Origin of the sequence: Pararobbsia alpina, assembly GCF_965118125.1 — a bacterium.
Lineage (GTDB): Bacteria > Pseudomonadota > Gammaproteobacteria > Burkholderiales > Burkholderiaceae > Pararobbsia > Pararobbsia alpina_A.
The window spans coordinates 97,473-119,049 of the sequence record NZ_OZ221289.1 but is presented as its reverse complement, the minus strand read 5'-3'; the positions used below and the strand labels follow the sequence as shown (position 1 = coordinate 119,049).

Here is a 21,577-nt window from a genome sequence, read left to right as displayed (position 1 = left end):
CGATATGTGGTTATTCGCCAAAATAGTTGACGATCACATGCATCGTCTTCGCGCCCATTCGAAGCTCGAATGTTTCGATCCTTCGCACGCGTAAGTCTTGAATGAGTTTTTGGACGGCAGCGTGGCCAAGCGAAGTGTCGCCATTCGCCCGAACCTCGACTTTCAGTGCCGGTGCGTCCTTCGCGCCTTGGAGTAAGCGACCGAGCATATTGATCGACGAGCGATCTGAAGAAAAATGATGCATCATCAGCGCCTTTTTCTAACCGCGCGTCTCATCGTGATGAAGCCGCCCAACAGCACTGCGGAGGTGATGTAGGGATGCGCTCCGCCAGCGAAACACACCAGTGGCCATCCGATAGTGACGAAGATCGCGGCACCGCCAAGCCGTTTCACAATCCGCGATCGAAAAAACGAACGAACCGACCGTCGATGAACAATGAATCGACCCGAATACTCTTCATTGGCTGTCTCAAGCTCAAAGCGCTCCTTGAGCTCGAGCCTGCGTGAACGATAGTACCGATCATAGACACGAAAGCGATGGTCGCCGTCGCCGCGAAGATACGCAGCGACGCTGTCCCTAAAGATGTATGCGAAGTCGTCCATTAGCGCTAGCTCGGATCGGTTTTGTCGATTTTTCCCTTCGCGCGCCCACGCCCATGGTTCAGGGTGTTGGTGCAAACAGGGCAGTGGTACCGGTTCGGTAATTCGACCTTCGTGTCGTTGTTCGCGATGATGTACGGTGTACCGCACGAACGGCACGCAACGACGGCTAGCGTCGAGTCGGTTGCCATGGTTCTCGTGAGACTGCACGCGCGCTCGAGCGCAAGCACGAAGTCGCCTCCGAATTGCCGTCGATAGAGCGCATACGCCGCGATATGTGCTTCGGGAGCGTTTGCCCCGGCGCCCAGTGCTGCACGATACAGCCAGGTGAACACGGTTGCATGCATACGGTTGCGCGAGCTCTCCACATACCAGGCGACCGAAGTCGGCTTTTTGCCCACTGGCGATGATTCGTCATGGATGCGCTTGTAAGCTGAGCGCGCGGCCGTCGCTGTCATATGGAAGCTCTCTGACACGGTCGATGCGCGAGCGCCGAGTCGAAGGAAGAAGTCAGCATACGTCTCAGCTTGGAGTCGGGTAAAGCCGCGGTCACCAATCAACTCGGCCGCGGGAAGATCGTCGATCCGAACGGGCGAACCGCGCATCAGATAGTGCATTAGAGACTCGCCTTTCAAGGTGCCGGTCGAAAGGTCGTGCCAAAACAGCGGTACCGTAATTCTCCAGCGGAAAAGAGGAAATGCCGATCGCGCAATGGCACTTTCCAAACGATGCTGCGGAACCTGAAGAAGGAAGCGGGCTACGTCGAGGCTGATGCCGCAAATCGGCGCGGCAACGAAGCTCATGTTGAGCACCTCGATGAGCAACGAGATGTAGGCCTTATTTTGATAATAGAACGTTGCCCGAGTGACCTGTCCGAGCGAGGGGCATGCATCGGTCAGCGACGAGATCTGCGTTGTCGTTCTCGCGTCGATTAAGGCCTCCCAGTCTTCGACCTTGCTTAACGTGGGTTCAACCATCAAGAACGACGTCGCGAGGAGCTTCGCTTTGTCGGAGGCAGGCTCGCGGATCTTCTCAATGTCTTCGGTTGAAATCTTGAAGACTGACTCGGGTGCTTGGCTACTTTTGAGCGACAAGTCGATCCAGTCGATGACCTGATAGTTAAAGTGGCGAATGCGCTCCGCGATCCAACGAGGTAGCAGCAAGCGATCTGATGGGTGGGCGGAGTCCTCAAGCATGGTTGGCACCGCTCCCGTCAGTCATCTCGTTGAGAAGTGTCGCAAACGTCGCTTTGACTTCGTTCACGAGCGCCGAATAGCGCGTTTGATCGGTCGACGCACTCAGCGCCAATCGCAGAGACTTATAGGTCGACGTGAAGCGCTCCGCATGAAGCATGCACTCGCCGACGGCAGCGGACACTGCGTTATCGTCGGTCAACGCTGAATTAAGTGTGCGAAGCTGCTGGGACTGCTGATCAATCTCGGCGCGCTTCTCGGAAATCTGTGTCGAAAGCGTCTGTAGCTCTCTCTTGTGAGCTTCGATCGCATCTTCCAGTGCGGCAAGACTCTGTGGCGCCGCCGCCGACGTTGTTGCGGCTGTCTGCGCTTCTGTCCTTGCAGTCTCGAGGTCCAATTCCTTACGCGCGAGATCTGCGCTCAAATCGACGATCGTGCGCTCCATAGATGTGATGGACGCGCTGCGTGTAGTCAATTCGAGTTGCAATTTCGAGACGACGTTTGACGCCGAGTCGCGCTCTTCATTGAGCTTGGCCAGTTCGCGCTCGAGGCGCTTTACATCGAGCTGCTGATTTTGCAACGTATCGACAGTGCTAACGAGCTCTTGCTGCACCGCCTCGACGCGCATATCGGCCTTTTCCTTGTCGGACTGCAACTCGTTCACCAGTCGGACTAGTTCGTCGCGCGACATGTCTGGGTTTGCCTTCTTTTCCTCGATTGCGACGCCAACTTGTTCATCGCTCTTCCCGATGAGGACATTCAACTCACCGATGTTGAACAAGTGGAGGGCGTCGTGGTTATCGGAGAAACGGCGATAGGCGCGGACATAGAGATAGACGGTCGGCTGTTTAACGTTTAGCTCTGCTGTTCCGAACCTATAAAGGAGCTTGCTGGCCAGGCGAGCCGCTGACTTCGGTTCGCCGCCCTCTTTCATCAGCCACGAATAGATGACCTGATAAATTTGCTCGAGGCGGCTGCCCATTGCAACGTGTTCTGCAAGAATTCGACGACGTGACGTATCGATGTCGTCGAGGGCTTGGGCGATGACGTGAACCCCAGTCTCGTCGAGCACTCCCTCAAGAAGTGCTCGCACGCGAGTAAGTCGCGAGGGGCCACTCGCCTTCGACGTGGACGACTGAAACAGTCTTTCTACGAGCGCGTCGTCGTCAGTGCCGGGGATTTCAAATGGGGCAGACACGAGATCGCGAGGCGATTCTTCGGACTCGAGAGGTTCGTCGGCTTCGATAATATCGGACACGCTATCACTCCTTATCACGGGGGTTTTGACTTCGTGGCAGAGGCGTCACGCGCCGTGCACTGTTGTCGACTCAAGACGGAGAACAAGCTCTCGCAGTTCTTCACGGGAAAGCGATGGATTGCGCTGCTTTTCAAGCACAGCGGCTTGTAACGTCGACAATCGCTTGCCCAGAAGCTGTCCAATCTCCCAAATCGGGAAGACGCTTAGCAATTCCGGACAAACCGCGAAAAGTCCAAACGCGCGGCAATAGAGGTAGATCGTGCCGGTTGCATAACCGGTAGTGGCACTTCCGAGGCGATAGATCAGTTGCACCGCACGCTTGTGGGCCTTTTCGGTGCCTTCGCCAGCTGCCACGAAGCCGTTGCGCAGGACGAACCAAATCTGCGTCATACGCACGCCGATCAGTAGACTTGCCGAGAGGGACTCGGGAATTAGAATCGCGCTCGCGTCGCGGACTATAGATCTAAGCGTTTCGTCATCGACGACGCCCGAAAAGAGCGGTCTAAATGGGTCAGGGTCGACGAAACGAACGTTAATTAATGCTTTCGTGGATAGCAGTTCGGCGAAACGATCAGCAAAGCTCCGTCCGTCGTGTTCTGAACTACGAGTAGGTGTGTGAAAGTCAATCATTATGTTTTTATTGGTCTCCAGCACAGGCGATCAATACGCGGACGAAGACTACGCGCCTTTATGAGGCGCTAGTCGGCGTAAAGGGGTCGATTTGGAGCGCCTTTTGGACGGACCGGTCGGCTCGCTGGTTTAAAAGGATTACGACCGGTGTGAAAAAAGCTTTAGGGTAAATACCAATTAATTATACAAACGACGCCTGTCCTGACCTCTGAATCCGGGTCACATGAGCTTTGCGCGCCTTCGGATCCGTAATGGCATTGCGAAATACAGCTTGGTATGCCAAATCGACGAGTACCGGATGCGCCTTAGTTTCTTCGTGTGTGCGAAAGGCCGTTCTTAGATATTGTCGAAGATCGTCGCGTCGGACCACGCTCTGCGGAAGGCGCGGATCAAGGTCAACAGTTGTGTCGGAAAATACGCTCACGGAGTGGACGGTCCGAATCGGTGTTACGAGCGATTAGATGTACCGGACTTTCGAAGTGTTTTGAGCTACGGGCGAGCGTCTCTCCGATATCGCTCCGCCAGGAGCGGTGCGCGTGACGCGGTCGTGCGCGGCAGAACGACCGATCTTCCCTGACCAATTTATGGTCTCGATCACAAAGATGCCAAACGGTGTGATGACTAGATGATCGATCTCAGCTGTGGGGAAGTCCGTGTCGGGCGCGTGCTCGACGATCAACCCGCCGAACAGTCGGTATTCGCCGGGACATAACCAATCAAGCACCGAGCGCAGCTCGGCCTCGACGGATCGTTCTCCTTCAACGCCTTTTGACAGTCGCGTACGAGTTGATCGGCGATATAGAAACAGGATCGATAACGCGGCGATGCCGGTTGCGAGCATGTTTAGGCCTTCGAGAGTCGTTTTGATACACACGAGAATGCCTCGCAAAAAGCAAAGTCAAGGGATCGCGGCGAACATGCGAACCAGTTCGACGAAGTCTTAACATGTAAAGGGTGCATTCCTGAAAAGGCGGCGAAAACATGGGCCTTATCGGAATTGCCATGGGCCGAAGGATGTTTCTTGCTCGGGCGGCTTTCGCACTATTGATTTGCATCGATTTTGCGCGGTACATTTACGTACCTTCCGCGTCTCCGACGCATCGACTCCGGCGAATTCGCCGCCCAGTGCTGTGCCGAATCTGTTCGTTTTCGGCGCGCTTTCGTTCCGTTCTCACTTTCACCGCAATTTTCCAAAGCTCTTTCAAAGAGCGCTTTGGAAAGCGTGCGTGCTCGCGCCCAGGGTTTCCCTGCTCAGCTGAGCATCGAAACTGCCGGATGGAGAGACCTGGCCGACCCTTTGTATTTTCTCTGGAGAGAACACGTGCTTGACACTTTGAAAAGCGTCATCGGTTCGCCTTTGAAGCTCTTGTGTCTCTGCCTCGTCGCGCTGGTGGTGTGGTATTCGCTGCCAGCTGCCATCGTCTGCGCAGTCTACTTTTGGCATCGATACGTAAAGTTGCGTCGAGTCAACGGAAAGATTGCGCCAGAAGCGAGTGCAGCGGACGTCGATAGTCGTGCGAAGCCTGCTTCCGCGACACTCCACGCTGCCCAACCGCAGCTGCCGGACGTTCCTAAGTACGAGAAGTCCGCTGTTGTGTATCCCTTTCGTCAAGTGACACAGAACGGCGTGCGGAAAGAAGCAGAAGCCGCGTCGAACTGATTCACCAGCCGCGCCAGCCCGTTCGGGTTGGCGCACCTTCCGCCCACGGGGTCCTATCTCCGCCCGGGCGATGGGATCGCTCGTTCAGGAGTTATCCCATGCAAACTGTTCTAGTGGGGCAGCAACTCGATATTTTCGGTGGTGCTGTACCCGTCTTTCGAAGCGTCCCCAATCAAGAGCCGCTGCCCGATCCGTTGCTCTGGTCCGAGTCTGTTCGCGAAAAGATGATCGATGCATTGATTTCGTTTGCATGCGACAGCCGTCGCGGAGACAAAATGCCGGAGTCCATCATGGATTGTGCGGCGCTACTCGGCGAGCGCATTCGTGGCGTCGCTGTCGATCGCTACGACTTCCTCGTTACCCTCGGTTGGATCATGGGGTATTTCGACGGTGCGTTGTCCTACGCGTATGCCTGCGCGGTCAATGGCATCGATCCCGAAACGCTTCAGGACGTCATCTACTCGAATCGCATTCTTATGCGCGATTTGCGTGATTTGCAGCACGCGTGCTGCGGTACTTTGATCTAGGAGGTGAGATGGATACCTCAAAGATCGGATGGCTCGCACAATTGAAGAAAACGGTGTTCGGCCGGTCTGATACAAGTGAGCAGCCGAGCAACACTCGATGCGTCGTACCCGTTGGAACCGGGGCCGCGAATGAGCGTGTGGTCACGCTCGACGGGGTGCCGAATCTGTTCCGTGACGAAGGCAACTTCGTCGCGCATTTTGTTGCGCAGTTCGCGACGGAGATGCGTGAGACACGCTTCGGCACGAAATTGCTTCCGAGCGTTGCCCCTCACTGGGCGCTATCTGAGACGTTCGTTGGAGATTCTCTGGCGGGTGCGGTAGGCAAAGTCATGCAGCGATTCTCAAAGCCTTCGCAGTCCAACACAGCAACTGTGAATTGCTCTACGTCGGCGGCAGATGGCTCGCAAGCGCCTCGCGCCGAGAAACATCCGCACGTAAGCAGCGGCTCGACGACCCCGGAATTTGGAGCGCAAAGGCGTGGTGCTGTCGAGGGCGGCCGCGATCGAATTCGACGCGTAGTGGCCTATAAAGGAACGATCGTGGAATGGGGTGTTCGAAAGTTCCCCGATCGGAAAGATGAAAAGAAGACCTACGAAAACTTCGCTTTGGTCCTTCGTACTGATGGTGGCGAACAAGTTCTGCAAGGTGAGGGACTCCGCGACGCGCTTGCCGAAGCGAAGTCCAATGTCGGTGATCGCGTGAACGTGAAACGCTTGCATCAGATTGACGTGCCAGCGGTAGACAACGAGGGTCGAGCGCTGTTGGATTCCCACGGAAACCAGAAGATCTGGAAAAAGTGGGTGTGGTCCATCAAGCGAAGCTAGCCCGTCCTATTCAATCTGCAGCACACATGCAGTCGCCCCGTTCGGGGCGACGCATCTCTCTCTTGCTCCGCGACGCTGGCTCGCCGATCCCTATCAAGAAAGACACTGTTCAAGAAGCGCGCCGAATCGACGCGCTTCTTGAGCACGGTTTTCAACCGCTCAACCGAGCATCGACTCACGACCCCGTAAGGAGGCCAGATGAACTTGCAGCTGAACCGAGATCAGTGGATTTCGCTACTCGTCGAATATGGCGTACGCGAAGAATCGCTGACTGGAAGAGCGGCTCCATGCCCCGTTTGCGGGGGGACGGATCGCTTTACTTTTGATAACAAATGCAGTCGCGGCGGTTGGGTTTGCCGGCGTTGCAACAATGGTTCACCGAAGGCCGGCGACGGCATTGCGTTGATCTGCGCAGTAAAGGGGATTCGGCCGCGGAGCTTCGAATTCGTGCAGCTTGCGCACGAGCTCACGGGACGACCGGTCCCCGAAACACCGCATCGTCAGTCTGACAGGCAGGAGGCCCGCCTGCCGGCCGATGATCGTGTGTGGAAGGCAAACCGGATCGAGAAAATCTGGTCCAGTTCGAGACCAGGTCGTCAAGGCGATTTGATTTCTCAATATCTCCAACGGCGCGTTCCCGGATTGGATATGCCGATATCTACCGAGCTTCGGCTCGGGAAGCTCTCGTACTGCGATGAGCAGCGCAAGAGGATCGGGGTGTTTCCGGCAATCGTGGGCCGCTACTCATTGCCTGATGGTCGTATGGCGACGCTTCAGCGTCACTACCTCGATTCAAGTGACGCGAAGCTGGCTACGATCCTCACCGGGGACGGCGAGATTCTTCCGGCCAAGAAGAATGAGGTTACGGCATTGCCACTTGCTGGCGGCGCGGTGCGTCTCATGAGCCCGTTGGACGGTGAAATCGGCGTAGCCGAAGGACTCGAGAACGCATGTGCCTCATGGATGAAGTTTCGGGTGCCGTGTTGGTACGCACTGAATCGAGTGAATTTGGCTCGGTTCGTCGTTCCGTCCGAACTCGGCATCAAACGGGTGCACATCTTTGCGGACTTCGACGTGGTCGATCCAAACACCGGGAAATCGCCGGGAATGGCCGATGCATTGACGTTGCAGAAGCGGCTGCGCGACGAGGGTTTCGAGGTTGTTTTTCATCGTCCAAAGAAGCGAGGGACGGACTTCGCGGATGAATGGATAGAGGCGTGGCTGGGCACTCAGTCGGCAATTGAGCGTTCGCGTCACATGGTTGCCGCGGTTTGAGGGAATCCGATATCGCGGGTGTGCATACGCCCGAGGGGACACAGTCCCCGGAAGGGCATCGTGTCGCCACGGGCGTTTTTATAGGAGTCACGATGAATCGGCGTGTGCGGTTGGAGGTATTGACATGGTTGCGGAGAAAGCGCCCGAAAAGATGGACGATGTACGCGAGCGTGTGGACGCGATCCTGCATGCAGCACGACAGCGCGGTGATTTTCTCGGTTGTATGACTGGTCGCATGTTGCGTTACTTGGCAGCGAGAAGTCGTTCACGGCGGGTTCATGGCGACGTTTAGTCCACGAGCAAGGTTGGTCGTCGTTGACGCTGCTTGAACTGCTCGAGCGCTTTATCTTTGAGCAGTCAGAGCTTTCAGCAGCTTTCGGTGTGTTTGTCGAGACGACAGTCGCGATAGCGCACGAGGCCATATCGAGGTAAGGCACCTCGTCATCTTCCTTTATCCCATCGGGGGCCCCGATGGGGGCCAAGGAGAAAATAATGTCGTTTCGTATGCTTGTTGGGCAGTTCGAAATTCACGGCCGTGGACCGAACGGCGAACGCTCCGTTCCGCAATCGGAGGCCGCTGGATTTGACGTCTTTGCGCGGCATCGCTGTCATGAGCAGCCGATGCATGGTTGCACCCGATTCGAGGACGCATTCGATTTTTGCATCGCACGTGTCGCGATGCGCAAGCTTAATCTGCGTGTCGTTCACTAAGGTGCCAAAACATCATTTGTACAAAAGCCCGGCAAATCGCCGGGCTTTTTTTTCCCTAAAACAATCGTCGTCTCTCCCATTTCACTGTCTGAATGATGATAGCGATGGCGAGCGTGCCAAACGCAAGGAGCAAACCGGCTTTGTAGATTCGCCACGATATTGCCCAAGCCGCCAGGAAGGCAAGAGCCGTAAGTGCAAGCGGAGATGGATACAGTGGAGAGAAGACGCACACGATGAAATCGGATGCGAAAAAACAAAGCAAACCGACTGCGTGCCGCGTGAGTTCAATTCTCCACGACCGATATGGATCGAATGCCAACAATTTACTCAGCATGATGTCTATCCCAAGCGCGCAGAAGAAGCCGAACACCTTCGTGAAGTGCCGCGATAGCGCCAACGGCGAGAGGGCCTTTTGCTGCTAGCGGCCAATATTGCAATATCCCGTTCATCTGCTGTGATCCCCCACGTACGGGTTATTCGACTGAAGACAGAATAACCCGTACCGAGGAAAGTCAAGATAGAAAGCGACCGAGCCCGCTGAAGAGCAGGTCGTTTTGTTCGTCGTTCAGAGGCTTCTCGTGTTGATCCCCACGTTCGTCGCCTTTTCCGATGGTTGATCCGATCGACTGCTCCGTTCCGACGCTCAAAGGTGCGCGATACACGGACGCGTCGCCAGCAGATATCTCCGGTGCGACGTCCACTGTCATTGGTTGCCCCGCCGGCATGAGGCTCGATGCTGAGGCCCCTCGCGCGGCGATGCCATTCGAAGCAAGCAGCCCCTGCTGCGCGAGGCTTACGAGCACGGAGGCACGGACTTTCGGGTTGGTGATCGAGTTTAGATGATCAAAGAGCGATCGCGTCACCTCGCTGTATATGGTGCATCGTATCTTCAGTGGGTCGCTCATACGGCCGCCTTCTTGCGCTCGCGCGCATGAGCGGACTCGCCGACGAGAAGGAAGCCCTTGACGTTCGCATAGCATGGCGCATCCATGAGTTTGATGCGTTTGCCGGGAAACGCGGCTCGCACGACCGGTTCGTACAGATTGGATCCGCCGCCCGCCAGAACGATGGAGCGGATGTCCGATGCGCGCCCCACGCGCGACTGCAGTTCCTTGACGGTTGACTCGATGAACGGGCGTGCGGCTAGCAGATACGGAGTCAAATCGATATCACGGTCGTGGAAGAAGAACGGCTTATTTGAGCGCAGGCAATTATCGATACGTTCGATCTCGTCGACGCCCTGGTCTTCCGCGTGAGCGATCGCCGAGGCGATTTGTCGATAGATGTGCGAGGCGCCGCCGGGAAGTCCGCCGCTTCGGCGATCGTCCATTGCGAAGCCGGTTGCTACGACCCAGTCCGTAGTGAAATAGCCGACATCGATAATAAGGTTTGTGTGGTCGGCCGAGAACTCTGCGCCGGCGTATTGGGCATGCGCCACCAGCGCCCCGACAGGCTGAGGCACAACGAGGACTGAGCGGATATTGACTTTGCCGTGACCGAAATCGAACGACCTGGTGAAGCGGTCTTTGAGCAGCTGGCTATATTTTTTCGTCGTGTGAACGGGAAGGCCTAGCACGAGGCGCTCTACTTCACGGACACCGGCATACGTAAGTGCACCGCCGAGCAACGCGTCGTAGCACTGCGTTGTCACGAAGTCCTCTGAAAGTGTGCGCCCGGTGTTCCCATAGGCGGACGTCAAAGGTACGTCTGGACCGACCTCGAACTTCGCGCCGCCGACGTCGATGGGCTTTACGTTGCGCGCCACGAGCGCGCCCTGGCCATACTCAGAGAGTGCGCTCGGCACCCACATCGGTGCGAGTGACGGAAACATATTGGTGGAGATCCCCGCGCCGATTCGCACGGCTGTCTTGGTGTTGCCGTAACCGACGTCAATGGCGACTGTGTTTGCTTTCATGCTGGTCCTTGGTAGTTAGGTGTTGTGTGCGTACATCGCGTTTGAGCCGGGCGTCTTCCTGGGTAGCGAGTTGACGTGCTGGTGATCGAGGCACGAAGGAGGCACAAGCGAGGCACGAACGTGCCTCGAATCATCACCAGTAAAGGAGTTCGATCAACTCCAACTAATGACGAGGCACATACAAGGCACGATCGAGCCACGTACGTGCCTCGATCGAACTTCAACCCACTCTACCGAGCCAACACCGAAGTCAAGGGCACGAAAGCGATCGAAATCGCATCTCTAGGGAGCCCAGCTTTGCAAATCTGCCGCGTGGCGATATGATCCGTTCACCTACCGCGTCTTAGACGCATCGACTCGTGCCAGAAGGCACATATCTCACGGGGCTTTGCGCCCTTATCACGTGCTACAAATCGGGATCGAGACGCGGGCTGTTGGCCGTGTGATCGATCCTCAGAGAGCGCGCAAGCATCCCGCGAAGTGCCCCGTTTGCCTGCATGTCCGCCGCCGAAACTGAGTCGGCATTTTTTTGTTTCGAATCAAAAACACACAGACCCATACTGAGGACACCGGACACCGCGATATCCATTGATGTTGAGATGAATTTCGCGGACCGGCCCACAGAAATGGACATATGGGAGCCGGACACTCGGACACATGCGGTGCGTTGGTGGCACTGCGAACACACACCCTTTCAGCGACGCTGGGTATAGATCACAAGGCCTCAATCAAGAGCGTGGCGGGTCGTACTTAGGGGTGGGGAATCAGGGCCGACGAGCACGTCGGCGGACTCCTGAATACATGACAAACGGTAGGCGCAGCCGTAGCCAGAAATGCGCAAAAGTGATTGCCCGTCAAATGCGGGCGAGGAGTGACAGGAAAGCGATTTCCGACACTACCCGCCCGGAGCGAAAGCTCACATGGGTCGGGTAGCCGCGAAGCGGCGGTGCGCGAGCAAGACGCGCGGAGCAGCAGTACCGCGCAGCGGCAACACGCGGCGGGGCGAACGACCGGCGTGTTGCCGCGAATGCCTTATGGGCGTCGAGTCGCAGTAGCAACCGTGGTGGGTCGGACAGTCGGATGACACTTCTTCCGTGCGTCGGCCGATCGATGGAAATCGCTAAAGGAATGGAAGGGTTGACCGCAGGCCGCAACGGGATAAGACGGCGGGCACGTTGGCAGCGTGCCGGAGTAACGAGGACTGCTGGATTCGGGGATCGCGGCCGTAGCGTCGCAGCCTGGTAGGGGGCGCCCGAGATCGGAGCAGAAAACACACGGCACGGAGCTAACCGGCGCCATGCAAACGAGGGGGCGATTCTGGGCGCGATACTGAACATACGGAAGCAACTCGCCGGATATCGGCTGGGCGAAGGCCTCACGAGAAGTCTGAACGAGTTGTTGAGCGCTAACATCACCCGGATTCACAGTAGAACTCGCATCAGCGCAAAGGCGGTGTCAATCAAGACGCAGGAACGACGATGCTCGTCGATCTGCGCAAGCTTTGTAGAGTTGCGTGAAGATGGCTTTGCCGTCACTTCTGCGCAGGCCATCAAGCAGAAGCACATTCGGCATCTTGTAAGCCGGTGGATTGCGGAAGGGCAATCCGCGGGAACCATAGAAAACAAACTTACCCACATGAGAACGCTGTGCGAGTGGATGCGCAAAGACGGCGTTGTGCTGGCGTTGGACCAGTATGTCGACAAAGACGCGCATGGTCTCAGGAGAGCGTACGTCGCGCGAGTTGACAAGTCTTGGGACGGAAATGGAGTGAGCGCGAAGGACGTAATCTCGAGAATCTCGCAAGTGCATCCGCACGTCGGGGTACAACTGAAGCTGCAGGCGGCGTTCGGCCTTCGCGTGGAAGAGAGCTTCATGTTCAAGGTTCATCGCGCCATCAAGGATCTTGAGACGCTAAGAATCACGGACGGAACAAAGGGCGGCCGTCCAAGAGACGTGCCGATCCTTCTTCGTCTTAGCGTATTGGAGGAAGCAGCGCAGCTCGCCAACGCGTTCACAGGGACAACGATGCCGCCTGATAAAACGCTGGCGCAGTGGCGGAATCACTACAACGACGTGATGAAGAAATTCGGTGTCACCAAACGAGGCATCGGCGTAACCAGTCACGGACTGCGACACCAGTTCTTGCAGGAATACTACAAACAGCTATCAGGCGAGGACGCGCCGATCAAAGGTGGCGACCGGCCGGATGAGGAGACGTATCGAAGTACGCTCCAACAAGTTGTCGAAGCCGCAGGGCACAGCCGCGCTTCGAAGTCCGGCGCCTACCTGTCGACACATGCGGCAATGGCGGCGCAACAGCGAATTCGAGTGTCGCCGGCCGCTGCTCAGTCCGTACTGGACGAAGAGGGTGGGAACGTGAGCCGTGCGGCAAAGAAACTGGGAATCTCGCGCCAGGCACTCTATCGAGCGCTCGCGAAAGCGACGACCAGCGGACAAATTATCGGAGGCGCTTCATCGAACTGATCGTCACCGGCGAGACTACGAAGCGGCGAGTTCAATCGCTTTCGTTCGCCTCGGGCTCGTGAGACCGGGCGCGGCCATGTCGTTCGATCAAACCGTAGTCAAAGGTGCTCACGTTGCGCTGTTCCTCGATCTCGACGGAGTGGCAGGTCGCTCTCACGTCGTCAAGCAAACACACGAACGACGATCACAATGATGAGCGCGGCGAGCCAAAACGCATCCATGTCCGGGTCAGTGTCGATGCTGTGCTTTGCCCGCTGACACAGGGTAATGAGCTTTCGCATGTTTTTTCTCGTTATTGAAGTTGGTCAGTCGCTGCGATACTGTCGGCCGGGGCACCGATACCTTCGAGCGGTGTCATCATTTGGGCGTTCCGTTGCACGGGCGAACAGTGCGGAGGGAGAAAGTTGGTTGTCGGCTTCCTCGCCGCGATGAGGAACGGGCGATGGCAGGTCGATCGCGACGTGTTTGACGGCTGACGACAATGACGGAAAAGGGTCGACTCCGGATATGCGTGTGATGTCGGCAACCGATACGATTGCATAGTCTTGACCTGTGTCATTGCGAGTTACGTAAGCAGCTGCGCCTTGACCGGGGATATCGATGGCTTTCCATATAAAATCCGGAATTCGGACGCGCGCGTTCAAGTATCGCGGCGCTGTTGACGTGTACCCTGGTCCGGTCACGACATAGATATCGCCAACACGTTTTGCGAGTAAGCGCGTGGCGTATTCGAGGTGCTCCCATACACGGCGATTGTTATCGCGGTACTGCGGGAGGACGTTCGCAAGCGTGAACGTCTCATATTGGGACTGCGGGTCGCCCGCGTCACCGCTAGGCGTAAGGTGTCCCCGATCGAAGCCCCCGCTGTGGCGATAGTCGTCGAGCTCGGCGCGATCCGATGGAGCGATCGAATCTTCGGCACGAAACTCATTGTCGCGCGAAATGCCTCGCGCACCTTCGACAGCTTTGCGCGTCAGATGCTCGGCCGACCATACACCAGTGCGGGTCTGGCCTGATTCGAGGACGCTGTAGCTCGAGAAACAGAGGTAGTGGGTCTTTTCGGAGAGTCGCGTCGTGGGCGGTCGACCGCCCACGAAATGATCCGCGCAAGAAGCATTGACGAGGTTGCTCGCGATCGTGAGGGAAAGGGCGATGATCAGAGATTTCATTCGTTATGCGTGAGGAGACGGCTTGTGAAAAGTCTGCCTCATGCACAGCGGAGTCAAGTCTCTACCTGGGCGTCGCTACCAGCGATTTCTGTCCGGTAACTGGTCAATCGATAGATTGGCGAGGCCCTCAAAGGGCATGTTTGAATCGGATTTCGCGGCCACAATGGGTTCAAATCGTAGCGTTCGTCGTCCGTCAACTACAAAGAATCGGGCCAGTTTAAGCAGTTTTCTATAGCGAGCGGCATCGTAGATGACCGCGTCGATTGGCCAGTAGTCAGAGTAGGCTAGAGCGCTGTCGATACATTTGGCCGCAAGTTCGCCTAAAAGTGGGCCACGTGTTTCCCAATCTTCCTGGTTGCGGGCAATCATCTCGAGGACCATAGCGGAATCCACAGCGTGAATCTCTTTGTTGATCAACTCGTGGATTGATCCTGCGGTGGTGGGCACACGGTTGGGTCTTTGATTCCAAGCGTTGGTGAGTTGGGTCAGGGCGGCATTTCTATCGGGACTAGAGGGGATCTTCTCGGTCGTCATCAAACATACGGAGCAATGCAATCGGACCATCTTTAGGTCATCGTCGAATTCGAAGTGAGGCTGCCCGTCGCAATTTGCGCACGGCAGGAGTTCGTCCAGCATTCGTCGACCTTTGGTCTAGAGTTCAAAAAATTGATCTGTGAATTATGCCGCGTCCTATTCAAGCTCAGTCGCGACAATATGTAAGGGATTATGCGAGGGTGGTATCTGGAGAGGGTCCCGCTTCTGTCTGGACTTGCGAAAGCAGTTCGGGCAGTGGGAGCTCGAGAGCGGTGGCGATCGCGGCGAGCCGATTCAGGGTTGGCGAATTTTCGCCGGCTTCGAGCAGGGTCAGATAGTACGCGACAAGCCGCAGCGAAACGCGAGCTCTTCCTGGGACAGGCCGCGGGCGTGCCGGAGGCGCCTGAGAACGACGCCGAGAGGCTTGTTGAGGTTAGGCTGGCTGTCCACGGTCCGGACCGAATATGGCTTCGGCGCGAATTTTGGTGTTGCCAAGTATACTTCGCAGCCAAGTATACTTGGCGATGAGTATTTTACTCCGACACTGGCACCCCCGGTACACGGCTTGCCTAGCCGACTCCGGCAAAGCTCATAAGACACAAGATTTCCGCGCCAAAAGGCGATCAGGAATCGTCGCGCACAGGGCAGTATCGAATGCAGGATAAGTCCGCGTGATACCGAAATGCCCCGATTTCCCAGAATCCTAGTAACTACTGTCCTCTCGTTGGTCGCAGGGTTCGACGTGCAAGCTGCGACCCAACAGGGTAGTAACGCGGTAGTCGAAGAATTTTTTTGGTATGGTTGCCCCCACTGCGGGCGACTCGAGCCCAAACTCGACACAATGTTGGCCGCGCGAGGCGGCACCGTCCGCGTTGTCCGCGTTCCAGTAGCGCGAACGATGATTTCACGAGCACACCAGCGGATGTACTTCGCCCTAAAGCAACTGGGGGCGGAGCAGAGGGTCCATGTGGCGATTCGCGAGGCAATTACGTCCGGCAATACGCTGCTCTTGACTGAGTCCGCCCAAGCAACATTCCTCTCGGCGCGCGGCGTGGACCCCGCGGCATATCGTGCCGCGTACGAGTCGGCCGATGTGAGTCATGCTTGCGAAGTCGCGGACTCCGAGGCTAGCGCTCACGGAATAACAGCGATCCCGGCCTTGGTGATAAGAGCTCAGGTTGTCGATCCTGCGACCGTCGTCTCGCAAGCGCGAGCAAAAGGCAAGGATCTCACGGGAGAGGACGAAGTGCTCGGGGCGATGGTGTCCAACGTCTCGGCTCAGCTTTCGGATGTGCAATGAGCGATCAGCCTTCATTCGTGACGGTCGACCAGGTGCTCGCGGATCGCTCTGCATCATCGTGGCTCAAGCGCGCCGTGATCGATCTGCTGCAGCGAGATCCCGTCGACGCGGCGAACGACGCGGAGGTATTGTCGGCACTCATGGCGCACCGAGCGGACGAACTACTGTCGAGAGCGGACGCGCAGCCGTTCGACAAGTCTTAACGTGTATTGGCAACAACCTGAATAAGAGGCTGGAAATCGGCGTGTTATCCAGTTTGATGCGCCCCGTGCGAGGCTTATAGTCTGGACACCCTCGCGTCTCTCTGACGCATCGACTCTCGCTGTTCTGTTGAACAGCGCCTCTTTCACCGCCGCCGTACTCCCGATGGGAGCCAACAGCTGGCCGCTCGTTTGCAAACACCTTTGTGGAACTACCCATGAACCCTTCGCGTCTCGCGCGTCGCTGCCTAATCACGTGCGTCGCTGTTACGTCGGGCTGCGCTTCCTTGCAGCCGTCACTATCTGCGCCGAAGTTGTCGGCGCCCGTGGTGTACCCGCCAAGCGTCATCTACAACGGTGGCCCGGGGATTTCAACCTCTGTCCTGATGGACGAATCATCGTCTATCCAGTCGGAGCTCCGAAAGCGTGTTGATTTCACGCTGAGGCTCCGATTCTTACCTATTCGGGGGATGTGTCCCCGAACGGAATCCGTCCTCTCTTGACATCCTCCCCTCCCCGAAAGAAGGGGATTCCTACGGCGCTACGCGCTGAACTGCGCAGTCGCTTCGGTGGGTTCCTGCTTCATCGAGGGGCCTGACTGCACCCACTCTCCGCTGGCTAACACGGCATGTCCTGCCGCTAAAATGTTCTTCGATGCATTTGCGTCCGCGTTCTCACGGTGACCGCACGCGACGCATTCGAACCTCGATTGCGAGACTCGGTTCTCGGCAGCGATGTGACCGCAGCACGAGCACATGCGGCTTGTGTTCTGCGGCGGCACTACGATCACCCATCCGCCTGCCCAATCCTGCTTGTATTGCAGCTGTCGCCTGAACTCGAACCATCCCTGGTCGAGAATCGAGCGATTGAGCCCAGCCTTGGCCCGCGCGTTCTGCCCAGGACTTTCGTTGGTGCCTGCGACCGACGCGCTCATGTTGCGAACCTTCAGGTCTTCGATGACGACAATCGCGTGGCTTTTGCTGATTACGCTCGTGGCCTGATGAAGGTGGTCGCGACGGATGCAGGCGATTTTGTGATGCAGTTGCTGAACCTTGGCCTTCGCCTTGACCCAGTTACGGCTGAATTTACGCTTCTTGCTCATGCGTCGCTGCAAGAACGCGAGGCGCTCTTTGCAACGGCGAGAGCTGTCGGCAGACGTCAGTACGGTGCCGTCCGACAGCGTCGCGAACTGAGCGATGCCGAGGTCAATGCCGACAATAGAACTGGCCGGGTGTACCGGGTGTTCAATAGTCCGCTCGGTCTGAATGCTCACGAACCACTTGCCGGCGATCTGCGACACTGTCGCGTTACGGAGCTCGCCGAGCACATCGCGGCTGTTGCGATAGCGAAGCCAGCCCAGCTTGGGCAAGAAGATGCGGCCGTTGATCGGGTCGATCTTGATTTGTTTGGGATCGGGGTAGCGGAAACTATCGCCCAATCCCTTGCGCTTGAAGCGAGGAAACGCCGCACGTTTCTGGAAGAAGTTCGCGTACGCACGCTCGAGGTCTTTAAGCGTCTGCTGCTGCGTGTGCACCGGACCGTCGGCGAGCCATGGCGTCTTCTTGCTGTTGCGCCATTCGGTGAGTTCTTTGCAAAGTCCGGCGTAGCCGAGTTTCTTCTCGCCGCGTTCGTAACGCTCTTTTTGCAGCGCCAGCCCTTTGTTGAACACGAAACGGCACGCGCCGGCGAAGCGGCGCATGTCGCGCTGCTGTTCCCCGGTCGGCATCAGTGCGTATTTAAAGGCTTGAGGACGTTGCATCGAAACAGCATACCGGCACCATCAGACGACAACAAGGCCGGCTTCGCCAGCCGCGCGATCCTTCCCCGACCTGAAGGACGGGGCGTGTCGCGCACTTAGTTACAACACGGACTTGAGCGCGCCGACGTGTCAATTCGCACGCTTGCGGGCGTGGAGCTACTTAAAGTCCCGGCGAACCAGCCGTGGACCGAAGCGCTCCTGTTTGAGGCATGCAATTCGAACGAGACGCGCGCTGTCGTGCACGAGGAGTTTGGTGCAGACGTTTTTTTGGGCGAGCGCTGGATCGGAGGCACCGAGATCTGACGCTTCGCCAATCTATAGCACGCCGATCGGCGATGGCGACTACAGGAGGCTTACGGCGGGAGTGTCACCGCGAGCGGAAATGGTCGCCGTGTAAGAAGAATCCCCACGCTACCTGAAAGGGTTCGTGGGGATTTTTGCTTTTCTGCCGGGGCGGAGCGCTCAGTTCGCACGGGCGTGCGGTGGCGGAAGTTTGAGATCTCGGAGCGGGGTGGTCTGCGGCTCCCACTCGATGCAAGGGATACCCGCTTGGACGTAGTGTCGACGCTTCTCAACCTTCCGAGCATCGTAGCGTTCGTTGCCGCTCATCCCGTAGACCTCGATCACGATGTTCGGCCGCACGTCGGTGAGAACGAAGTCGGGGTGGACGGCTTCCGATTCGACGTGCCTAAGTGGCTTCGTGAAACGTCGAGATTCGGCAACAAGCCTGTTTGCAAGGTCCACCTCGTACGACGAGTCGCACGGCAAATAGGTCCGATTTAGAAGCATTGCGGCGGCGTCGACGAGGTTCAGCGTGCCGGATGCGTTGCGCTCGAGCACCAAGAGCGCCACGTTGCGGCGGTCGGTGTCGCCGATCGACGACCAAGCGGGCGCGAACGAGGACTGGAGCTTTTCGAATAGTTGATTCGAGACGAAGATGCGTGCACGGTTGCTTTGGCGGATGAGCAGCTGAAATCCAAACTTGCTTGGCTTGAATTCCTTGATCTCGCACAGCAGGAAGCCGCGGCGGCTGTTCTGGCCATCGCGCTTTACGCGGTCCAGAAACGCCTCAAACTGTTCATCGATAGCCGACTTACGATCTTCGGAGAACGGCTCCATGACGTGCACGGTTTGGGACATCGGTTGCGAGTTGACCGTACCGCCGTCGATGTGAGTGCTCAGACGAGAGAAGCACGTTCCCCAGCTACGGTACCGATCGCCGTACCACTTGTGCAGATTCGAGCTTTCCCAAAGGTATTCCAGGAACGCGAGCAGGCCGGCTGATCGTCGCTGTGTTCCCGGATGCGACCCGCTTGCGCTGCCGCCAGCAGACACCGGTCCGGCGGTTCGCACGGTCAGGGACACATCGAGCTTAGCGTTGAGACCGTCAGGGCCTTCGATAAACGGATCCTGAGGGCTTCCCGACCCTGGTGTTGGACGACGCTCATCTTTGAAAAACGTGCAACCGTCCTTGTCGTGCTCTGCGCCCGTATTTGGCCAGCCCGCGAGTATGAAACTGGTGCCGCACGCGCGCACGACGAGCTTGGGGCGATTTGGTGAGCACAAGCAAGTCGCGAAGCCATCGATTCGCTTGGCGCGCTCGAGCTCAGTGACATACCGTGCTGGATCCTCCTGGATCGCTTCGAGTTCGAGGGATGTACCGTTTAGGACGATGAGAGCCATGATTTATTAGATTGTTTGCAGTGGAGCATACCGTGCGCCGCATAGAAAGCCTGATACGCCGCATGCCACTTGTTCGGCTTTGTGCGGTTCGCGGCGCTAGTCAACCGGCGCGGTTTTCCTGGGCCGAGGTTCGGGGCGGTCCCGCCACCGAATCGGGCGTACCGTGCTTCAGCGTAGCAGTGGTCGCAACCGGGGCCGACCGATTGGCAACCTTCCCACTCGTTGTGCGTGTGATCGGTCCACTATATTTCGCTGTTTTCGCTCACGATGCCCATCGTCCCCAAAGCAGCTGCACGCCGTTGATGCATCGGCGCCATGTATTCGGAAAGTAGTGGCGAAGTCCGCCAACAAGAGTCGTGGCAAGGTAAAACACCTGCTGCACGATTAGCCCGTGTGCACCGAGATGCTGGAGCACAGCAATGCACGCCAGGTTCGAGACAAGCCAAATTGGCCACGTGAATCGCAGGAGGCCGCCGCCGACGCTATTGGTTATCGCGCCTGCAATCCCGAATACCGTTGCCGCCCATTGCAGGTGATCCCACATTTAGATCTCCATTGCCGTGGGCCGCTGTGGCTCTTGCGAAGGGCGCGACACCCAGCGCCGCGTCCCGTCGACTTTCTTGATCACACCGCGTTCCGCGTAGTGGCGGATCAAGCGAGTCGCTGCTGCGTCAGCGGTGCGATAAGCGTCGTGAGGCCCGGTCTTCTGGCTGCGGAACTCGCGAAGCAGTACACGACGCACGTCAAACGCCTCGAAACTGCCGGCTGCCATGCGACGCTCGACTGTGCGCATCGTCGCGTCGGGCAATTCGTATCCAAGGATTTTCATCACTCACTCCGACTGACGTTGAATCGAACGACGCAAAGAGCAACGTTCCGGTCCCAGAGTTCGAGGTCGCTTGCGCCCGAGTGTTGCTTGCATAAATCGTTGGCAAACGCGAACTGTGCGGATGGCAGGCACTCGTGCACGCTGGACGGGGTCGGTACGCTCCAGTAGACCTGACCCGAGTGTGCGTCTGGCAAATCCGTGAACTTCCGTGCTCCTTGTGCGATCGCGTCGGCTTCAGAGATGTCCCAGGTGGGCTCGACGCGCACCGTCTCGGCAACAACCTCAAAGCGCGAAGCCCATAGCGGCATCAACCGTGCGGCGATCCAACCGCGTCGGCGCGACGCCTCTTGCCGACGGAACTGCGGCGCGGTGATTTCGACCTTGGCCTGCGTAAGGTCGCAGCGGTACTCGACTAGCGCGAAATATCGAGTAGCGATGCCCGGTTCGGTGCGCTCGAAAAGCTCAACGACGCGGAAGGCCTCTGAACCCCAAAAGCGATCACCAGGCGCCACGTCCTTAAACTGCTGGGCGATCTGAGATGAGGCACCGCGCGCATTGGGTTGGTCGTGTGATGCGGCGACCGGCCAACGGATTTGGGTCTTGCGGCCGTCGGCAATGGCCAGCGCGTCGACGTCGCCTAGGATAAGCTTGCGCCGGCGCGCAGCGATCACACTTTCGTCGCGCGCATTCATGACAGCACGGAAGTTGGCGGCGTAAAGTCCCATACAACGCGGGACCATTCGCGTACGCACTTCGCGTGCGAATCGGCGCCGTGCGGCCGCACCCGGGCCGTGGCTGCCACGTTCACTTTCTCAGACGGTTCGAGCGTTGCCGTTCGCACGACAAACGCGTTCCAGACCTTGGCGAGATCGCGTGCGGCGGCTTCGTTGGGCGCTGCGTACCAATCGTTCTGTTCCGGAAAATGCACCGCCCACAATTGCACATTGGGCTGATCGTTGAGCAATTGAGTAAGACGAGACGTGCTGGCGGATCTGACTTGCATAGGGCCTCCGATAGGGCGATGCA

23 protein-coding genes and 1 pseudogene are annotated in these 21,577 nt (G+C 57.6%); 7 read left to right on the top strand and 17 right to left on the bottom strand.

Annotation, left to right across the window (positions count from 1 at the left end):
- Positions 1 to 10: 10 nt before the first annotated feature.
- The 6 genes from ACMFWR_RS31350 to ACMFWR_RS31325 all read right to left on the bottom strand — a co-directional run bounded on the left by ACMFWR_RS31350 (position 11) and on the right by ACMFWR_RS31325 (position 4,522).
- Positions 11 to 247, bottom strand: coding sequence for a hypothetical protein (locus tag ACMFWR_RS31350; protein ID WP_413197681.1), 237 nt, complete (start codon positions 245 to 247; stop codon positions 11 to 13).
- Positions 247 to 603, bottom strand: a complete 357-nt coding sequence (locus tag ACMFWR_RS31345; protein WP_413197680.1) for a hypothetical protein — start codon at positions 601 to 603, stop codon at positions 247 to 249. The genes ACMFWR_RS31350 and ACMFWR_RS31345 overlap by 1 nt, the downstream gene beginning before the upstream one ends.
- Before the next feature lie 5 nt (positions 604 to 608).
- Positions 609 to 1,796: a FlhC family transcriptional regulator gene (locus ACMFWR_RS31340; RefSeq protein ID WP_413197679.1), complete on the bottom strand. Its 1,188-nt coding sequence runs from the start codon at positions 1,794 to 1,796 to the stop codon at positions 609 to 611.
- Complete coding sequence (locus ACMFWR_RS31335; protein WP_413197678.1) at positions 1,789 to 3,051, bottom strand: hypothetical protein; 1,263 nt, start codon at positions 3,049 to 3,051, stop codon at positions 1,789 to 1,791. Before ACMFWR_RS31335 ends, ACMFWR_RS31340 begins: the two co-directional genes overlap by 8 nt.
- A 45-nt stretch (positions 3,052 to 3,096) precedes the next feature.
- A complete protein-coding gene (locus ACMFWR_RS31330; protein ID WP_413197677.1) occupies positions 3,097 to 3,705 on the bottom strand; it encodes a hypothetical protein in 609 nt (202 codons plus the stop codon).
- A gap of 433 nt (positions 3,706 to 4,138) precedes the next feature.
- Complete coding sequence (locus ACMFWR_RS31325) at positions 4,139 to 4,522, bottom strand: nuclease-related domain-containing protein (protein ID WP_413197676.1); 384 nt, start codon at positions 4,520 to 4,522, stop codon at positions 4,139 to 4,141.
- Between the two features lie 480 nt (positions 4,523 to 5,002).
- Between ACMFWR_RS31325 and ACMFWR_RS31320 the strand changes: the two genes are divergently transcribed.
- The 4 genes from ACMFWR_RS31320 to ACMFWR_RS31305 all read left to right on the top strand — a co-directional run bounded on the left by ACMFWR_RS31320 (position 5,003) and on the right by ACMFWR_RS31305 (position 7,967).
- Positions 5,003 to 5,341: a hypothetical protein gene (locus ACMFWR_RS31320; protein ID WP_413197675.1), complete on the top strand. Its 339-nt coding sequence runs from the start codon at positions 5,003 to 5,005 to the stop codon at positions 5,339 to 5,341.
- Positions 5,342 to 5,439: 98 nt separating this feature from the next.
- The gene (locus tag ACMFWR_RS31315; protein ID WP_413197674.1) at positions 5,440 to 5,868 is read left to right on the top strand and encodes a hypothetical protein; all 429 of its coding nucleotides are present in this window, start codon (positions 5,440 to 5,442) and stop codon (positions 5,866 to 5,868) included.
- Between the two features lie 8 nt (positions 5,869 to 5,876).
- A complete protein-coding gene (locus ACMFWR_RS31310; protein ID WP_413197673.1) occupies positions 5,877 to 6,692 on the top strand; it encodes a hypothetical protein in 816 nt (271 codons plus the stop codon).
- Positions 6,693 to 6,890: 198 nt separating this feature from the next.
- Positions 6,891 to 7,967 carry a primase-helicase zinc-binding domain-containing protein gene (locus tag ACMFWR_RS31305; RefSeq protein ID WP_413197672.1) on the top strand — a complete coding sequence of 359 codons (1,077 nt, stop codon included), beginning with the start codon at positions 6,891 to 6,893 and terminating at the stop codon, positions 7,965 to 7,967.
- A 1,223-nt stretch (positions 7,968 to 9,190) separates the two neighbouring features.
- Here ACMFWR_RS31305 and ACMFWR_RS31300 read toward each other — a convergent pair.
- Positions 9,191 to 9,583 (bottom strand): hypothetical protein, encoded by a 393-nt coding sequence (locus tag ACMFWR_RS31300; protein ID WP_413197671.1) that lies wholly within the window; start codon positions 9,581 to 9,583, stop codon positions 9,191 to 9,193.
- A complete protein-coding gene (locus ACMFWR_RS31295; RefSeq protein WP_413197670.1) occupies positions 9,580 to 10,593 on the bottom strand; it encodes a PRTRC system protein D in 1,014 nt (337 codons plus the stop codon). Before ACMFWR_RS31295 ends, ACMFWR_RS31300 begins: the two co-directional genes overlap by 4 nt.
- A gap of 1,317 nt (positions 10,594 to 11,910) precedes the next feature.
- On the opposite strand from ACMFWR_RS31295, the gene ACMFWR_RS31290 reads away from it, so the two are divergent.
- On the top strand, positions 11,911 to 13,077 hold the full coding sequence (locus ACMFWR_RS31290) for an integrase domain-containing protein (protein WP_413197761.1): 1,167 nt from the start codon (positions 11,911 to 11,913) through the stop codon (positions 13,075 to 13,077).
- A 305-nt stretch (positions 13,078 to 13,382) separates the two neighbouring features.
- Here ACMFWR_RS31290 and ACMFWR_RS31285 read toward each other — a convergent pair whose 3' ends face one another.
- Positions 13,383 to 14,246: a DNA/RNA non-specific endonuclease gene (locus ACMFWR_RS31285; protein ID WP_413197669.1), complete on the bottom strand. Its 864-nt coding sequence runs from the start codon at positions 14,244 to 14,246 to the stop codon at positions 13,383 to 13,385.
- A 75-nt stretch (positions 14,247 to 14,321) separates the two neighbouring features.
- Complete coding sequence (locus ACMFWR_RS31280) at positions 14,322 to 14,882, bottom strand: hypothetical protein (protein ID WP_413197668.1); 561 nt, start codon at positions 14,880 to 14,882, stop codon at positions 14,322 to 14,324.
- Between the two features lie 580 nt (positions 14,883 to 15,462).
- On the opposite strand from ACMFWR_RS31280, the gene ACMFWR_RS31275 reads away from it, so the two are divergent.
- Entirely contained in the window at positions 15,463 to 16,080 is a 618-nt protein-coding gene (locus ACMFWR_RS31275) for a thioredoxin domain-containing protein (protein ID WP_413197667.1), read from the top strand.
- Positions 16,077 to 16,283, top strand: coding sequence for a hypothetical protein (locus ACMFWR_RS31270; protein WP_413197666.1), 207 nt, complete (start codon positions 16,077 to 16,079; stop codon positions 16,281 to 16,283). The genes ACMFWR_RS31275 and ACMFWR_RS31270 overlap by 4 nt, the downstream gene beginning before the upstream one ends.
- Before the next feature lie 538 nt (positions 16,284 to 16,821).
- Here the strand turns inward: ACMFWR_RS31270 and ACMFWR_RS31265 are convergent.
- From ACMFWR_RS31265 to ACMFWR_RS31235, 7 genes and pseudogenes are all read right to left on the bottom strand, one after another.
- Complete coding sequence (locus ACMFWR_RS31265) at positions 16,822 to 18,039, bottom strand: RNA-guided endonuclease InsQ/TnpB family protein (protein ID WP_413197665.1); 1,218 nt, start codon at positions 18,037 to 18,039, stop codon at positions 16,822 to 16,824.
- A gap of 462 nt (positions 18,040 to 18,501) precedes the next feature.
- Positions 18,502 to 19,722 carry a DUF1173 family protein gene (locus ACMFWR_RS31260; protein ID WP_413197664.1) on the bottom strand — a complete coding sequence of 407 codons (1,221 nt, stop codon included), beginning with the start codon at positions 19,720 to 19,722 and terminating at the stop codon, positions 18,502 to 18,504.
- Positions 19,723 to 19,751: 29 nt separating this feature from the next.
- Positions 19,752 to 19,988: pseudogene (locus ACMFWR_RS31255) on the bottom strand (DUF5131 family protein); the annotation flags it as partial.
- Entirely contained in the window at positions 19,985 to 20,266 is a 282-nt protein-coding gene (locus ACMFWR_RS31250) for a hypothetical protein (RefSeq protein ID WP_413197663.1), read from the bottom strand. The pseudogene ACMFWR_RS31255 and the gene ACMFWR_RS31250, both read right to left, overlap by 4 nt.
- Positions 20,267 to 20,551, bottom strand: coding sequence for a hypothetical protein (locus tag ACMFWR_RS31245; RefSeq protein ID WP_413197662.1), 285 nt, complete (start codon positions 20,549 to 20,551; stop codon positions 20,267 to 20,269). It abuts the gene before it with no gap.
- Entirely contained in the window at positions 20,551 to 21,243 is a 693-nt protein-coding gene (locus ACMFWR_RS31240) for a hypothetical protein (RefSeq protein WP_413197661.1), read from the bottom strand. Before ACMFWR_RS31240 ends, ACMFWR_RS31245 begins: the two co-directional genes overlap by 1 nt.
- Positions 21,240 to 21,554 (bottom strand): hypothetical protein, encoded by a 315-nt coding sequence (locus tag ACMFWR_RS31235; RefSeq protein ID WP_413197660.1) that lies wholly within the window; start codon positions 21,552 to 21,554, stop codon positions 21,240 to 21,242. Before ACMFWR_RS31235 ends, ACMFWR_RS31240 begins: the two co-directional genes overlap by 4 nt.
- Between the last annotated feature and the right edge of the window lie 23 nt (positions 21,555 to 21,577).

Excerpts from the sequence above, each read along its gene's own strand:
- ACMFWR_RS31310 (WP_413197673.1), top strand. The coding sequence starts at position 5,877 with ATGGATACCTCAAAGATCGGATGGCTCGCACAATTGAAGAAAACGGTG.
- ACMFWR_RS31345 (WP_413197680.1), bottom strand. The coding sequence starts at position 603 with ATGGACGACTTCGCATACATCTTTAGGGACAGCGTCGCTGCGTATCTT.
- ACMFWR_RS31340 (WP_413197679.1), bottom strand. The coding sequence starts at position 1,796 with ATGCTTGAGGACTCCGCCCACCCATCAGATCGCTTGCTGCTACCTCGT.
- ACMFWR_RS31315 (WP_413197674.1), top strand. The coding sequence starts at position 5,440 with ATGCAAACTGTTCTAGTGGGGCAGCAACTCGATATTTTCGGTGGTGCT.
- ACMFWR_RS31250 (WP_413197663.1), bottom strand. The coding sequence starts at position 20,266 with ATGTGGGATCACCTGCAATGGGCGGCAACGGTATTCGGGATTGCAGGC.
- ACMFWR_RS31280 (WP_413197668.1), bottom strand. The coding sequence starts at position 14,882 with ATGCTGGACGAACTCCTGCCGTGCGCAAATTGCGACGGGCAGCCTCAC.
- ACMFWR_RS31245 (WP_413197662.1), bottom strand. The coding sequence starts at position 20,551 with ATGAAAATCCTTGGATACGAATTGCCCGACGCGACGATGCGCACAGTC.
- ACMFWR_RS31270 (WP_413197666.1), top strand. The coding sequence starts at position 16,077 with ATGAGCGATCAGCCTTCATTCGTGACGGTCGACCAGGTGCTCGCGGAT.
- ACMFWR_RS31325 (WP_413197676.1), bottom strand. The coding sequence starts at position 4,522 with ATGCTCGCAACCGGCATCGCCGCGTTATCGATCCTGTTTCTATATCGC.
- ACMFWR_RS31300 (WP_413197671.1), bottom strand. The coding sequence starts at position 9,583 with ATGAGCGACCCACTGAAGATACGATGCACCATATACAGCGAGGTGACG.
- ACMFWR_RS31265 (WP_413197665.1), bottom strand. The coding sequence starts at position 18,039 with ATGCAACGTCCTCAAGCCTTTAAATACGCACTGATGCCGACCGGGGAA.
- ACMFWR_RS31295 (WP_413197670.1), bottom strand. The coding sequence starts at position 10,593 with ATGAAAGCAAACACAGTCGCCATTGACGTCGGTTACGGCAACACCAAG.
- ACMFWR_RS31235 (WP_413197660.1), bottom strand. The coding sequence starts at position 21,554 with ATGCAAGTCAGATCCGCCAGCACGTCTCGTCTTACTCAATTGCTCAAC.
- ACMFWR_RS31275 (WP_413197667.1), top strand. The coding sequence starts at position 15,463 with ATGCCCCGATTTCCCAGAATCCTAGTAACTACTGTCCTCTCGTTGGTC.
- ACMFWR_RS31260 (WP_413197664.1), bottom strand. The coding sequence starts at position 19,722 with ATGGCTCTCATCGTCCTAAACGGTACATCCCTCGAACTCGAAGCGATC.
- ACMFWR_RS31350 (WP_413197681.1), bottom strand. The coding sequence starts at position 247 with ATGATGCATCATTTTTCTTCAGATCGCTCGTCGATCAATATGCTCGGT.
- ACMFWR_RS31285 (WP_413197669.1), bottom strand. The coding sequence starts at position 14,246 with ATGAAATCTCTGATCATCGCCCTTTCCCTCACGATCGCGAGCAACCTC.
- ACMFWR_RS31305 (WP_413197672.1), top strand. The coding sequence starts at position 6,891 with ATGAACTTGCAGCTGAACCGAGATCAGTGGATTTCGCTACTCGTCGAA.
- ACMFWR_RS31240 (WP_413197661.1), bottom strand. The coding sequence starts at position 21,243 with ATGAATGCGCGCGACGAAAGTGTGATCGCTGCGCGCCGGCGCAAGCTT.